12 protein-coding genes are annotated in these 13,560 nt (G+C 73.5%); 1 reads left to right on the forward strand and 11 read right to left on the reverse strand.

What is annotated here, in order from left to right:
* The first annotated feature begins 35 nt into the window (after positions 1–35).
* Entirely contained in the window at positions 36–1,055 is a 1,020-nt protein-coding gene (locus BLR02_RS21390) for an AI-2E family transporter (RefSeq protein ID WP_090664593.1), read from the forward strand.
* A 19-nt stretch (positions 1,056–1,074) separates the two neighbouring features.
* Here BLR02_RS21390 and BLR02_RS21395 read toward each other — a convergent pair whose 3' ends face one another.
* The 11 genes from BLR02_RS21395 to BLR02_RS21445 form a co-directional block, all read right to left on the reverse strand.
* On the reverse strand, positions 1,075–1,713 hold the full coding sequence (locus tag BLR02_RS21395) for a LysE family translocator (RefSeq protein ID WP_090664594.1): 639 nt from the start codon (positions 1,711–1,713) through the stop codon (positions 1,075–1,077).
* Positions 1,714–1,805: 92 nt separating this feature from the next.
* On the reverse strand, positions 1,806–2,690 hold the full coding sequence (locus BLR02_RS21400; protein ID WP_090569750.1) for a PhzF family phenazine biosynthesis protein: 885 nt from the start codon (positions 2,688–2,690) through the stop codon (positions 1,806–1,808).
* Complete coding sequence (gene thiD / locus BLR02_RS21405; protein ID WP_090569747.1) at positions 2,687–3,493, reverse strand: bifunctional hydroxymethylpyrimidine kinase/phosphomethylpyrimidine kinase; 807 nt, start codon at positions 3,491–3,493, stop codon at positions 2,687–2,689. Before thiD ends, BLR02_RS21400 begins: the two co-directional genes overlap by 4 nt.
* Positions 3,490–4,848: a phosphoglucosamine mutase gene (glmM, locus tag BLR02_RS21410; RefSeq protein WP_090569743.1), complete on the reverse strand. Its 1,359-nt coding sequence runs from the start codon at positions 4,846–4,848 to the stop codon at positions 3,490–3,492. The genes thiD and glmM overlap by 4 nt, the downstream gene beginning before the upstream one ends.
* A gap of 15 nt (positions 4,849–4,863) precedes the next feature.
* A complete protein-coding gene (gene folP, locus BLR02_RS21415; protein ID WP_090664595.1) occupies positions 4,864–5,871 on the reverse strand; it encodes a dihydropteroate synthase in 1,008 nt (335 codons plus the stop codon).
* Between the two features lie 10 nt (positions 5,872–5,881).
* Positions 5,882–7,804 (reverse strand): ATP-dependent zinc metalloprotease FtsH, encoded by a 1,923-nt coding sequence (gene ftsH / locus BLR02_RS21420; RefSeq protein ID WP_090664596.1) that lies wholly within the window; start codon positions 7,802–7,804, stop codon positions 5,882–5,884.
* Between the two features lie 69 nt (positions 7,805–7,873).
* The gene (gene tilS, locus BLR02_RS21425) at positions 7,874–9,256 is read right to left on the reverse strand and encodes a tRNA lysidine(34) synthetase TilS (protein WP_245704890.1); all 1,383 of its coding nucleotides are present in this window, start codon (positions 9,254–9,256) and stop codon (positions 7,874–7,876) included.
* Complete coding sequence (locus tag BLR02_RS21430) at positions 9,228–10,079, reverse strand: tetratricopeptide repeat protein (protein ID WP_090569735.1); 852 nt, start codon at positions 10,077–10,079, stop codon at positions 9,228–9,230. The genes tilS and BLR02_RS21430 overlap by 29 nt, the downstream gene beginning before the upstream one ends.
* Before the next feature lie 149 nt (positions 10,080–10,228).
* The gene (pal, locus tag BLR02_RS21435; protein ID WP_176849727.1) at positions 10,229–10,708 is read right to left on the reverse strand and encodes a peptidoglycan-associated lipoprotein Pal; all 480 of its coding nucleotides are present in this window, start codon (positions 10,706–10,708) and stop codon (positions 10,229–10,231) included.
* Between the two features lie 212 nt (positions 10,709–10,920).
* On the reverse strand, positions 10,921–12,297 hold the full coding sequence (gene tolB / locus BLR02_RS21440; protein WP_090569730.1) for a Tol-Pal system beta propeller repeat protein TolB: 1,377 nt from the start codon (positions 12,295–12,297) through the stop codon (positions 10,921–10,923).
* A 37-nt stretch (positions 12,298–12,334) separates the two neighbouring features.
* The gene (locus tag BLR02_RS21445; RefSeq protein WP_090664597.1) at positions 12,335–13,552 is read right to left on the reverse strand and encodes a hypothetical protein; all 1,218 of its coding nucleotides are present in this window, start codon (positions 13,550–13,552) and stop codon (positions 12,335–12,337) included.
* Positions 13,553–13,560 lie beyond the last annotated feature (8 nt).

The following is a 13,560-nucleotide window of genomic DNA, read 5'->3' on the forward strand; positions in this document are numbered from 1 at the left end:
TGGGAACCGATCCGGTGCCCGGCTGTTCGCGCTGCATGACGCGATCCCAGGCTTCCGTCCTCATCCTGCTCGGCCTCCTGCTGGCGTTGTTCTGGCTGGCGCCGGAGGTGCCGCTGCTCGGCTTCGCCGCGGTGCTGCTTGCCCTCGCGCTGCGCGCCGGGGGCGAGCCGCTGGCCCGGCGCACCGGCCTGCCGCCCTGGGCGGCGGTGCTGATCGTCGCCACGCTGGTGATGCTGGCGATCGGGCTGGCAGGCTGGGCGGCGGCGGCCCCGCTGACGGAGCAGGCGAAGGAGCTGGCGCAGCAGTTGCCGCGCAGCCTGGAGACGCTGCGCGGCAAGCTCGCCGATACCGGCTGGGGCGACTGGGTGCTGCGGCAGCTGGATCCGGGCCGGATCCTCGGCGGCGGCGGGGCGGAGAATGCGGCGGCGGCGGCGGCCTCGGCGGCGAGCACGACGCTCGGCGGCCTCGGCAATGCGGTGCTGGTGGTGCTGCTCGCCCTCTACCTGGCGGTGCAGCCCGAGGGGTATCTCAGCGGCCTCCGGCATCTCTTCGCGCCGGAGATCGAGGGGCGGGTGCGCGACACGCTGGAGGATGCGGGGCACACGCTGCGTGGCTGGCTGCTGGGCCAGGCCTTCGCCATGGTCGTCGCGGGGGTGCTGACCTGGATCGGCTTCCTGATCCTCGGCGTGCCGCTGGCGGGGCTGCTGGCGACGATCATCGCGGTGCTGAATTTCATCCCCGTCATCGGCCCGCTGATCGGCGCGGTGCCGGCCATGCTGCTGGCGCTGACGCAGGATCCGCTGATGCCGCTCTGGGTGCTCGGCATCGTCGTGCTGGTGCAGAATATCGAGGGGAATTTCCTGACGCCCATGGTGCAGAGCCGCACCGCGGACCTCCCCCCTGCCCTGCTGCTGGTGACGCAGGTGCTGACCGGCGCGCTGTTCGGCCTGCTCGGCGTGGCGCTGGCGGCGCCGATCTCGGCGCTGGCGCTGGTGCTGGTGCGGCGTGGCTATGTGGAGGGCTGGCTGGGCTGGCCGCCGAGGCCGACCGCGTAGAGCGGCAACGGCGCCGCCGTCACCGGCCGGTGCTGAGGGCGAGCCAGGCCGCGACGCCGGCGAGCAGCAGGGAGAGCATCCGCCGCACGCGGTCGCGGCGGGCGCCGGCGACGAGCCAGGGCCGGAGCTGCGCCGCGAGCAGCACGACGAGGACATGCACCGCCGTCGCCACCGCGACGTAGAGCGTGCCGAGAATGGCCATCTGGACGATGACGGTGGGCACCGCACCTTGCGGCTCCCCCTGCGGCTCGATGACGAAGCGCGGGACGACCGAGACGAAGAAGAGGACGGATTTCGGGTTGAGCAGGTTGGTGGCGAAGCCGCGCCAGAGCAGCCGCGAGCCCGCATCGCCGAACCCTGCGGTGCCGGGCGCGCTGTCCGCCTCCCCGCGCCAGCCCTCATAGGCCAGCCACAGCAGGTAGGCGACGCCGCACCAGCGAAGCGTCTCGTAGAGGGGCGGCGAGCGGGCGATGAGCGCGCCGGCACCGAGGGCGGCGACGAGGGCATGCACCGTCAGCCCCATGGCGACGCCGAGCACCGCGACAAGCGCCGGCCTTGCGCCACGGGAAAGCGAGAGCAGGGCCAGATAGGCCATGTTCGGCCCTGGCGTCAGCTCCAGCAGCAGGACGGTGGGGAAGAACTCGGCCAGCAGCGACATGGCACCCGGTACGCGGTCGTGATGCCGGTGTTTGGCGCTGCGGTCAGGCGATGCGCAAGGTCATTCCGGATCGGCCCCGATCGGGCGCGGCGTCAGAGCATGGCCTCGCCCTGGAGCACGGGCACGCAGGCGCCCCCGACCGTGGCGCGGATACCCTCCGCGCCGCGGCGGGCGGTGGTGCGGAGCAGGCTCGGGCGGCCCATCTCGACGCCCTGGAGGATGTCGAGGGCATGCTGCCCCGCGCCGCTCAGCGAGAGCAGGAAACCGGTGAGGGGCGTGGCGGCGCTGCCGGTCGCGGCATCCTCCGGCGTGCCGGAGAGCGGCGAGAACATGCGGGCGCGGAGGCGCGGCCCGTCCCAGCGGTAGAGGTAGAGGGAGAGGCGGCCGCCGAGCTCCGGCAGGGTCTCGACGGCGCGGCGGAAGGCGGCGTGGTCGGGGGCGGCGGCGGTGAGGGCCTCCGGCGTCACCTCCAGCAGGACGCGCGGGTTGCCGCCATCGGCGGCGAGGGTCGGCGGATGGCGCGTGGTGAGGATGCCGGCAGGGTCGATGCCGGCGCAGGCGGCGATGGGCGCGACCGGTAGCGCCGCGCCGACCGCGAGGGGCTGCGGCGCGGTGATGGTGGCCCCGAGGACGGTGCCGGCGGCGTCGCGCTCGACCCGGATCTCGACCAGGCCGGCGATCTGCTCGAAGCGGAGGAGGCCGTCGCGGGCGCGGTCGGCCAGCACATGGGCCGTGCCGACATTGGGGTGGCCGGCGAAGGGCATCTCGGCGGTGCGGTTGAAGATGCGGACGCGGGCGGTGTTCGCCGGGTCCTCCGGCGGGAGGACGAAGGTGGTCTCGCTCAGGTTGAACTCGGCGGCGAGGGATTGCATCTCGGCATCCGAGAGGCCGCGCGCATCGGGGAAGACGGCCAGCTGGTTGCCGCCGAAGCGGCGGTCGGTGAAGACATCGACCGTGACGAAGGGAAAGCGCCTCATGGCAGGCGTGCCGGATCGACGGTGACGGCGTGGTTCAGCGGGCCATGGCCGCGGCCGAGGCCGGGAGCGGCGAGGATGGCGGCGCGGACATAGCGGCGGGCGCGGGCGACGGCCTCCGCCAACGGCATCCCCTGGGCGAGGCCGGCGGCGATGGCGCTGGCCAGCGTGCAGCCGGTGCCATGGGTATGGCGCGTCTCGATGCGGCTGTCCTCGAAGCGGGTGATGCCCTGCGGCGTGCCGAGCAGGTCGATGACGCGGGGGCCCTCGAGATGGCCGCCCTTCAGCAGCACCGCCCGGGCGCCGAGGGCGAGCAGGCTGGACATGGCCGCCTGCATCTCCGCCTCGTCGGTGATGCGGAGGCCGGTCAGCACCTCGGCTTCCGGCAGGTTCGGGGTGATGAGGGTGGCGAGCGGGATGAGGCGGCGCTTCAGCGCCTCCACTGCATCGGGCTGCAGCAGGGGGTGGCCGCCCTTCGCCACCATCACCGGATCGGCGACGAGGGGGATGCCGGGGGCCTCGACGGCGATGCCGTCGCAGACCGCCGCGATGGTCGGGCTGTCATGCAGCATGCCGGTCTTCAGCGCATCGGCGCCGATGTCGCGGAGCACGACATCCATCTGCTGGCGGATGAAGGCGGGCGGGATGGGGAGGACGCCGTGGACGCCCTCGGTATTCTGCGCCGTCAGCGCGGTGATGGCCGTCGCGGCGTAGCCGCCGAGGGCGGTGACGGATTTGAGGTCGGCCTGGATGCCGGCGCCGCCGCCGGAATCGGAGCCGGCGATGATCAGGACCCTGCCGGTCATGCCGCGATCCGGGCGCGGATGGTGGCGGCCAGCGTCTCGACCGTCTCGGTGACCAGCGCCTCGTCCTCGGCCTCGGCCATGACGCGGATCAGCGGCTCCGTGCCGCTGGCGCGGATGAGGATGCGGCCGCGCTCACCGAGGCGCTCCTCGAAGGCGGCGATCTCGCGCTGCACGACGTCGTCCTTCAGCGGCGAGGCGCCGGCGAAGCGGACATTGACCAGGCGCTGCGGCAGGGGCGTGAAGCGGCGGCAGACCTCGCTGGCCGGCTTGCCCTCCTGTACCAGCACGGAGAGGACCTGGAGGGCAGCGATGAGGCCGTCCCCGGTGGTGGCGAAGTCGGCCATGATGACATGGCCCGATTGCTCGCCGCCGAGGTTGCAGCCGGCATCGCGCATCCGCTCGCCGACATAGCGGTCGCCGACCGCGGTGCGGAGCAGGCCGAGGCCGAGGCCCCGCAGGTGGCGCTCGAGGCCCATGTTGGACATGACGGTGGCGACGACGGCACCGCCGCGCAGCCGGCCCTCGCCCTGCCAGGAGCCGGCGATGAGGGCGAGGATCTGGTCGCCATCGATGATGGTGCCGGCCTCGTCCACCAGGACCAGCCGGTCCGCATCGCCATCGAGGGCGATGCCGATATCGGCGCGGCGCTCCCGCACCAGGGCGGCGAGCTGGCCGGGGGCGGTGGAGCCGACGCCCTGGTTGATGTTGAAGCCGTCCGGCGCGACGCCGATGGAGACGACCTCGGCGCCGAGCTCCCACAGCACGGTGGGCGCGACGCGATAGGCGGCGCCATGGGCGCAGTCCACGACGACGCGGAGACCCTCCAGCGTCAGGCGGCGGGGGAAGCTCTGCTTGGCGGCCTCGATATAGCGGCCCGGGGCATCCTCGAGGCGGCTGGCGCGGCCGAGGCGGGCGGGGGCGACCTGGGAGGCGGAGAGGTCGCCGGCCATCAGCGCCTCGATCTCGGCTTCCTGCGCGTCGGAGAGCTTCAGCCCATCGGGGCCGAAGAGCTTGATGCCATTGTCCTCGAAGGGGTTGTGCGAGGCGCTGACCATGACGCCGAGATCGGCGCGGAGGCTGCGTGTCAGCAGGGCGATGGCCGGGGTCGGCATGGGGCCGACGATGACGACATCCATCCCGGCGCCGATGAAGCCTGCGGTCAGCGCCGGCTCCAGCATGTAGCCCGAGAGGCGGGTGTCCTTGCCGATGACGACGCGGTGCCGGTGGGTGCCGCGGTTGAAATACTGTCCCGCCGCCTGGCCGAGCCGGAGGGCGGTGGCGGCATCCATCGGCGCCTGGTTGGCCTTGCCGCGGATGCCATCGGTGCCGAAGAGGCGACGGGTGGGCTGGGTCATGCTGAGGGATTAGCCCTAGCCGGGCGGCATGTCACCGGATTGCATGGCCTGCCAGAGGCGGAGGGCCTGGACGGTCTCCGCCACATCATGGACGCGGAGGATGGCGGCCCCCCTGCCCGCCCCGGCGAGGGCGATGGCGAGGCTCGGGGCAAGGCGGCGGCCGGCCTCCGGGATGCCGGCGATGCGGCCGAGGAAGCCCTTGCGGGAGGCGCCGAGCAGGATCGTGCAGCCGAGGCCGGCGAGCAGCGGCAGGCGGTCCACCAGCTCCAGGTTCTCCGGCAGGGTCTTGCCGAAGCCGATGCCGGGATCGACGGCGATGCGGCTGCGGGGGATGCCGGCGGCCTCCAGCGCCTCCACACGGGCGGCGAGGAAACCGGCGACCTCCAGCGCGACATCGCGGTAGCCGGCATGGGCCTGCATGGTGCGCGGGTCGGTCGTCGGCATGTGCATGAGGATGACGGGGGCCCTGGACTCCGCCACGACGCGGAGCGCCGCCGGGTCATGGCGGAGGCTGGTGACGTCGTTGACGATGCGGGCGCCGGCCGCCAGTGCCGCCGCCATGGTGGCGGCGTTGCGGGTGTCGATGGAGATGGGGGCGATCCGGGCCAGTGCCCGGACCACGGGGAGGATGCGGTGGATCTCCTCCTCCGGCGGGACGGGATCGGCGCCGGGGCGGGTCGATTCGCCACCGACATCGAGGATGTCGGCGCCCGCTGCGCGCATCGCCTCGCCCTGGGCGATGGCGCGGGACTGGTCGGCGGCGAGGCCGTCGCCGGAGAAGCTGTCGGGCGTGACGTTGACGATGCCCATGACCAGCGGGCGGCCGGGACCGGGCAGGTCAGCGAAGGGGGCCGGGCGGGTGATGAGGCGGCTGCGCCATGGCTCCGGCACCGCCTCGGCCGGCATGGTGCGGTCGCCCTTGCGGGCGAGCAGGAAGCGGAGCGGCCCGCCCTGGAGGGGCAGGCCGGAATTGGAAACCGCCGGGCCCGTCACCAGGCCCAGCGGTTCGATCCAGTCCGTCATGCGGGCTGGACTAGGTGGCGGGCGCCGGGCCGGGGTTCAGCCCGCCGCTCGGACGCGGGGAACGGCCGCTGGTGGGCACGCTGCCGCGGCCCTGCGACACGGGCTCGTCCGGACGGTCGCGGACGATGGGCTCGCCCCGGATGATCAGCTTGATCTCGTCGCCCGAGATGGTCTCGTGCTCCAGCAGGCCCTTCGCCAGCAGGTGCAGCTCGTCGATATTCTCGGAGAGCAGCTGCTTCGACTTGGTATAGGCCTCGTCGATGATGCGGCGGATCTCGCCGTCGATCATCTGCGCCGTGTTCTCCGAGAGGTTCTTCGACTGGGTCACGGAGTGGCCGAGGAAGACCTCCTGGCTGTTCTCGCCATAGGCGATCATGCCGAGCTTCTCGCTCATGCCCCATTCGGTGACCATCATGCGGGCCTGGTTGGTGGCCATCTTGATGTCGCCCGAGGCGCCGTTCGAGACCTTGTCCGGGCCGAAGATCAGCTCCTCCGCCACGCGGCCGCCCATGGCCATGGCCAGCTCCGACAGCAGCTTCGACTTGTGCTTGGAGTAGCGGTCGCCCTCCGGCAGGGACATCACCAGGCCCAGGGCACGGCCGCGGGGGATGATGGTCGCCTTATGGACGGGGTCGCATTCCGGCAGCTTCATGGCGCAGAGGGCGTGGCCGGCCTCGTGATAGGCGGTCATGCGCTTCTCGTCCTCGGACATGACCAGCGAACGCCGCTCGGCGCCCATCAGCACCTTGTCCTTGGCCTGCTCGAACTCATGCATGCCGACGGTGCGGCGGCCGGTGCGGGCGGCGAGCAGGGCGGCCTCGTTGACGAGGTTCGCCAGGTCGGCGCCGGAGAAGCCGGGGGTGCCGCGGGCGATCACCTTCGGGTCGACGTCCGAAGCGAGCGGGACCTTCCGCATATGGACGCGGAGGATCTTCTCGCGGCCCGACACGTCCGGGTTCGGCACGACGACCTGGCGGTCGAAGCGGCCGGGGCGCAGCAGGGCGGGGTCGAGCACGTCCGGCCGGTTGGTCGCGGCGATGAGGATGACGCCCTCATTCGACTCGAAGCCGTCCATCTCGACCAGCATCTGGTTGAGGGTCTGCTCGCGCTCGTCATTGCCGCCGCCGAGGCCGGCGCCGCGATGGCGGCCGACGGCGTCGATCTCGTCGATGAAGATGATGCAGGGGGCGTTCTTCTTGCCCTGCTCGAACATGTCGCGCACGCGGCTGGCGCCGACGCCCACGAACATCTCGACGAAGTCGGAGCCCGAGATGGTGAAGAAGGGCACGTTCGCCTCGCCGGCGATGGCGCGGGCGAGCAGGGTCTTACCCGTGCCCGGCGGGCCCACCAGCAAGCAGCCCTTCGGGATCTTGCCGCCGAGGCGCTGGAACTTCTGCGGGTCGCGCAGGAATTCCACGATCTCCTCGAGCTCGCTCTTGGCCTCGTCGATGCCGGCGACGTCCTCGAAGGTGACGCGGCCCTGCTTCTCGGTCAGCAGCCGGGCGCGGGACTTGCCGAAGCCCATGGCCCGGCCGCCGCCCGACTGCATCTGGCGCATGAAGAAGACCCAGACGCCGATGAGCAGCAGCATCGGGAACCAGCTGAGGAGGTAGTGGAAGAGCGGGTTGACGTCGCTCTCCTCCGGCCGGGCGACGACGCGGACGCCCTTTTCCGTCAGGCGGGAGACGAGGTTGGGATCTTCCGGAGTATAGGTCTGGAAGGTCCGCCCGTCCGAGAGCTGACCGCTGACGGTCCGCCCCTGGATGGTGACGTCCCGGACATGGCCGGCGCCCACCTCATTGAGAAAATCCGAGTAAGCGACCTGCTGGGCGCCCCGTTGCGCCGTTCCACTGGGCTGGAACACGTTGAAGAGCGCGACGAGCAGCAGCGCCACGATCACCCAAAGCGCCAGATTCCGGCCGAAATTGTTCACCGATGCGTATCCCGTTCCCGCCATGGCCCCGATCGGGCCATGGTGCCTCAGGCTTTGCCCGAGGCCAGCCTATCGTAAGATAGGAAGGCCAACCCCGGCCGTGAATGCCCCCGATGCTCGCATGACCGTGTCGCCCGCGGAATTGACCTCCGCGGCGGCACCCCCGGCCGGAACAATCCCTTCCGGGGCGGACCCTGCCGGAGCGAACCCTGCCGGAGCGAACACTGTCTGGAAGGCCATGCAGCGTTCCCCCTCAGGATAATCCAGTCCCGGCACGGCCACCAGCTTTCCCTTATGGCGGATGGCCGGCATTCCCGCGAGCAGGGCGGCGGGCCAGGGCGGCGCGAGGCGGCGCAGCCCGGCGGCCGCGGCAAATCCCAGCCCGCCCAACTCGTGACCGGGCGCGCCGGGGCCGAGGAGGCGGAAGCGGCGGTCCCAGCTGGCGCCGCGCAGGGCTTCGACCGGCGGGGCGAGGCCGGCCGGCTCGCGCAGCAGCAGCCAGCGGCCGCGCCAGGGGCGGAGCCAGGCGCCGGCCAGCGTCCCCTCCCCCCGGTTGCGGAGGGCGGTGACGGCGGCGGCGGGCGGGGCATGGCGGGCGCCGCCGACGAGACGGAGCAGATGGGCGAGCACCGCCCCGGCCACGGCATCCTCGCCAAGGCGGGCGAGGTCGATCTCGGCGAAGCCGGCGGGGCGGAGCGTGGCGCAGGCGGCGAGGCGGGTGGCGATGGCGGCCTCCTGCCGGGCGCGGCGCCCCGCGAAGGCGGCGGCGGCCTCGGCCAGGGCCGCGGTGGCGGGGCCGATGCCGCCCGGCTCGGCCAGGGCTGCGCGCAGCCGGGCCCGGGCGAAGCGGGGATCGGCATTGCTCGGGTCCTGCACCGGCTCGAGCCCGGCCGCGGCGACCAGGGCGGCGAGGCGGGCCGGCGGCACGCCGAGCAGCGGGCGGAGGATCAGCGCCTCGGGCGCCGGGCGAACCGGCGCCATGGCGGCGAGGCCGGCCGGGCCGCTGCCGCGCAGCGCCCGGAAGAGCAGCGTCTCGGCCTGGTCCGCGCGGTGATGGCCGAGCAGCAGCCAGGGCCGCCCCGCCTCCCTGCAGGCGGCGAGGAGGGCCGCGTGGCGGGCCTCCCGCGCCCGTTCCTGCAGGCCGGGGCCGGGAGCGAGCCCGAGCCGGATCAGGCGGGCCGGGATGCCCCGGCGGGCGAGCTGGGCCGCAACACCCGCGGCCTCGGCGGCACTGCCGGGGCGGAGGCCATGATCGGCCACCAGGGCGAGGAGGCTGCCGCCGCGCCGCCGGGCCCAGTCATCGGCCAGCAGGGCAAGGGCCAGGCTGTCGGGACCGCCGGAGACGCCGGCCGCCAGGCAGGGTGCCGGCCCGAAGGGGCCGAGCGGCGCCATCAGCGCCGCGAATTCCTCCCCCGAGAGAGGTTCAGCGGCAGCCGGCGCGGCGGCGGGCATCGGCGGCCCGCTCGGCGATGGCGCCCCGGAGGTTGGGGAAGTTGCTCCTCAGGTCGTCCAGCGTGTCGCAGGACTCGCGCTTGTTGCCGAGGCTGTTGAAGGAATTGGCGAGGCCGAGCAGGGCCTCCGGTGCGCGCGGGCCGGTGCGGCTGCGGGTGAAGGCGTCGTTATAGGCCAGCGCGGCGCCGGCATAGTCGCGCTTGCCGGAGAGCGCATCGCCGAGCAGGAGCTGGGCATCGGTCGCGCGAGGCGAGTTGCGGTTGGCCAGCGCCTCGCGGGCCGCGGCCTCGGCGCCGGCGAAGTCGCGGCGGCCGAGCGCCGCCTGGCCATCGGCGATGATGCGTTCCGGGGTGCGGACAGCGGCCGGGGCCGGGGCGGGCGCCGGGCTCGCCGCGGCGGGGGCGCGGGGCGCCGGGGCGGGTGCCGGGGCGGCGCGGCCGGAGGGCTGGTTCTCGATCTGCTGCAGGCGGTAGTCGAGGTCGCCCTGCATCTTCTCGACGGTCTGCGCCAGGGTGCGGTTGCGGTACTCGCTCTCCTCGAGCCGGCCGCGCATGCGGCGGGTCTCCTCCTCGAGCGCGGTGACGCGGTCTAGGAGGGCGCCGACCAGCTCGCCCTGCGGCGCGACACCGCGGGACGGGGCGACGGTGGGCGCAGGGACGACGCTGCCGCCGCTGCGGCGCAGCTGGTCCAGCTCCTGCCGGAGCTGGAGGATCTGGTTCTGCAGGTAGATGCCCTCGCGGCTCTCGGCCTGGGCCCAGGCGCCCGAGGCGGGCAGCAGCAGCGATGCGGCGAGGATCAGGGCGGCGAGCAGGGGGCGGATCACGGGGCCTCCGGTGGAGCACGGCGCGGAAAGGGATACGGGCCGGCTGGATAGGGCAGCCGGCCCGCATCGGCCAGGGGGGTCCGGCCCCCGGATGGTCGCTTTTGCCATCACGCCGGGGACAATGCCCCGCGGCGTGACGGCGGCCCGCCTCAGCGGACGACGGTGACGGCGCGGCGGTTCTGCGCCCAGGCTTCCTCGGTCGAGCCGAGCGCCGCCGGGCGGTCCTTGCCATAGGAGATGGTGGAGATGCGGGCACCGGCGGCACCGCTCGCCACCAGCACGTCGCGCGCGGCATTGGCGCGGCGCTGGCCGAGGGCGAGGTTGTACTCGCGGGTGCCGCGCTCGTCGGCATGGCCCTCGACCTGCACCGTCACCTGCGGGTAGCGGGAGAGCCAGCCGGCCTGGCGCTCGAGGACGGAGCGCTGGTCGGCGCGGACGCTGGCCTGGTCGGTGTCGAAGAAGACGCGGTCGCCGACATTGGCGACGAGGTCTTCCTGGCTGCCCGGGCGCGGACCGGCGGAGGTGCCGGCGGCGGCGCCGGCGCCGGTGGCCGCGGTGTCGGTGGTCGAGGAGCCGCAGGCGGTGAGCAGCGCGAGAGCGGCGAAGGCGCTCATGACCTTGGAATTCAGCATCGGTATCGTCCCTTTCCTTCTGGCATCGCGCAGCCCGGCACTGCGGAATTACTGCCGGGGCCGTTACAACCAGCGCGCTAGAGGGTCAAGGAAAAGGGGCGCAAACCTGGCAATAACGGCCATGCCCGACGTTTATGTCGCAACATGGCCATTACTCCCACGATCGGCTGGATCGTTATTTGTTTCCAGTTGTTTCCCGTCACCCCAAATCACGCCAGCAGCGGCGACCAGGCAGGGTCCGACGCATCGGTCGGCGTGACGATCTGGCGCTCGTTGAAGCCGGCGATGTCGATGCTGGAGAGGCGCGCGGAGTAGCCGCCGCCCCGCGCGTCGCGGGCCGGCGTCTCGCGGAAGTACATCATCACCCGCCCGTTCGGCGCGAAGGTCGGGCCTTCCATGCCCCAGCCCTCGGAGAGGATGCGCTCGCCCGAGCCGTCCGGCCGCATGACGCCGATGGCGAACTGCCCCCCCGAGATGCGGGTGAAGGCGATGAGGTCGCCACGCGGCGACCAGACCGGCGTCGCATAGCGGCCGCGGCCGAAGGAGATGCGGCGGATGCCGCCGCCCCCGGCATCCATGACGTAGATCTGCTGGTCGCCGCCACGGTCGGAGTTGAAGACGATCTGCGAGCCGTCGGGCGAGAAGCAGGGCGAGACGTCGAGGCCACCGCCCGAGGTCAGCTGCCGCTCGCGCCGGCTGCCAAGATCGACGACATAGATGTTGGCATCGTTGCCGCGGGTCGAGGACAGCACCACGCTGCGCCCGTCGGGCGAGAAGCGCGGCGAGAGGGTCATACCGGCGAAGGTGCCGAGCACCTCCTGCCGGCCGCTGTCGAGGTTGAAGAGATAGACCCGCGGCTCGCCGCGCGCATAGGACATGAAGGCGATCTGCTGCGCGTTCGGGTGGAAGCGCGGCGTCAGCGCGGCGGCGCTGCCATCGGTCAGGTAGCGCTGGTTCTCGCCGTCCTGGTCCATGATGGCGAGGCGCCGGGTGCGGCGGTCGCGCGGCCCGGTCTCGGCGACATAGACGACGCGGGTGTCGAAATAGCCCTTCTCGCCGAGCAGCCGCTCATAGATCACGTCGGAGATCAGATGCGCGATGCGGCGCCAGTTGGCGGCCGGGGCGGTGAAGGCGGTGCCCTGGATCTGCGCCTCGGGCAGCACGTCCCAGAGGCGGAATTCGACGCGGAGGCGGTCGCCCGACAGCTCGGCACGGCCGGTGGTCAGCGCCTGGGCGCCGATGACGCGCCAGTCCTGGAAGCGCGGCGTCTGCGCCGCGGCCTCGGCGGTCTGGATATAGGCGGCGCGGTCCACTGGGCGGAACAGGCCGGAATTGCGCAGGTTGTTCAGCACCACGCCGGCGATGTTCTGGCCGACGCGCTGCGCCTCCCCGGAATTGCCGGCGAAATTCGGCACGGCGATCGGGATAGGGTCGGTGCGTGCCTTGGTGATGTCGACGACCGAGCTCGGACCGCCCTGGGCGAAGGCGGGCAGGCCGCCGATCAGCGGCAGGCCGAGCGCGGCACCGCCGAACAGGGCGGCGCGGCGGGAGAGCCGGCGGATCGCAGCCTCATCCTTCCAGGTCATGGGGCTCTTCCTCCATTGGTGACGCGATCCTCGGGCGTCAGCGCAGGCCGAGGTCGCGTGGGTTGAAGCGGAATATGGTGTCGCGCAGCGCCGCCAGCCTCTCCCGCGGAAGGGGCAGCGGGTTGCATTTCGGGTCGAGCAGGGCGCGGCGAGCCGCCTCATAGACCGCGCGGGCACGCGGCTCGGAGGGCGGCGAGCCATTCGGGCGAACGTTGCGGACGGTGCCGCCGGCATCCACCTCGACCCGGAATTCGACGATGACGCTCTGGATGTTGAGGCCACCGGCATCGACGCTCCAGCACTCGCTGATCTTCTCGGCGAGGCCGGCCTTCTCGCCGGAGCTGAGGCTGGCGGTGCCGGTCGGCGTGCCGCCGCCCGGGCGCGGCGCGCCGGCGCTTGCGTTCGCCGGCGCCCCGCCCGCGCTCGGCTGCGGCCGGCCGCTCTGCGCCTGGTTCATGGCCTGCATCTGGCGCAGCCGGTCGAGCGTGTTCTGCACGCTGCTGCTCTGCTCCGCGGGGCGGGCGACCGGCGGGGTGCGGCCGGTGCCGGCCTGCTGGCTGGTGGTCGGCGGGGGCGGCACGGGCGTCGGCGGCGCCGGCCGGGCGTCGGGACGCGGCGGTGCAGGCGGCGCGGGCTGGGCCTGCTGCTGCGGGCGCGGCGGCTGCGGCGGCGCGGGCGGCACCGGCTGGGCCTGCTGCTGCGGCTTCGGCGGCGTGGGCGGCGCGGGCTGGGCCTGCTGCTGCGGCCGCGGCGGCGTGGGTGGCGTCGGCGGGGTCTGCGGCTGCGGGCGCGGCGGCTCGGGCGGCGGCGGCGGCAGGGGCGCGATCTCGGCCATCTGCTGCGGCGCCGGCTGCGGACGCGGCGGGGCCGGCGTCGGCGGCGGCGGGCTGGGCGCGGCCTGCGGCGCGGGGGTGGGCGGGCTCGGGCGCGGCGGCGCGGCCTGGGCCTGCGGCGCGGGCGGCGGCGGGGCGGCCGGAGGCGGGGGCGGCGGCGGTGGCGGGGATGGCAGCCGGTCCTCGCGGGCGGCCTCGGCGGCCGGCGCTTCGGGGCGCGGCGGCTGCGGCACCGAGGCCGGGGCAGCGACGGAGGCGGACTCCGACTCGCCCTGGGCCTCCTGCGCCGGCAGGCTGGCGACGATCTCGACGGCGATGGCCTGTTCCTTCGGCTCCTCCAGCTTCGGCGGCAGGCCGAAGACGAGGCCGAGCAGGAGGGCGACGACGTGCAACGCCGCCGAGACCAGGGCCCAGAAACGCATTCCCCTGT

This window comes from Belnapia rosea (genome assembly GCF_900101615.1).
In the GTDB taxonomy this organism is placed as follows: domain Bacteria; phylum Pseudomonadota; class Alphaproteobacteria; order Acetobacterales; family Acetobacteraceae; genus Belnapia; species Belnapia rosea.

What these genes read in the sequence shown, in the direction of transcription:
- tolB (WP_090569730.1), bottom strand. Translation starts at nt 12,297, where the DNA reads ATGACCTGGAAGGATGAGGCTGCGATCCGCCGGCTCTCCCGCCGCGCC.
- BLR02_RS21390 (WP_090664593.1), top strand. Translation starts at nt 36, where the DNA reads ATGACGCGATCCCAGGCTTCCGTCCTCATCCTGCTCGGCCTCCTGCTG.
- BLR02_RS21400 (WP_090569750.1), bottom strand. Translation starts at nt 2,690, where the DNA reads ATGAGGCGCTTTCCCTTCGTCACGGTCGATGTCTTCACCGACCGCCGC.
- BLR02_RS21395 (WP_090664594.1), bottom strand. Translation starts at nt 1,713, where the DNA reads ATGTCGCTGCTGGCCGAGTTCTTCCCCACCGTCCTGCTGCTGGAGCTG.
- glmM (WP_090569743.1), bottom strand. Translation starts at nt 4,848, where the DNA reads ATGACCCAGCCCACCCGTCGCCTCTTCGGCACCGATGGCATCCGCGGC.
- thiD (WP_090569747.1), bottom strand. Translation starts at nt 3,493, where the DNA reads ATGACCGGCAGGGTCCTGATCATCGCCGGCTCCGATTCCGGCGGCGGC.
- tilS (WP_245704890.1), bottom strand. Translation starts at nt 9,256, where the DNA reads ATGCCCGCCGCCGCGCCGGCTGCCGCTGAACCTCTCTCGGGGGAGGAA.
- BLR02_RS21445 (WP_090664597.1), bottom strand. Translation starts at nt 13,552, where the DNA reads ATGCGTTTCTGGGCCCTGGTCTCGGCGGCGTTGCACGTCGTCGCCCTC.
- folP (WP_090664595.1), bottom strand. Translation starts at nt 5,871, where the DNA reads ATGACGGACTGGATCGAACCGCTGGGCCTGGTGACGGGCCCGGCGGTT.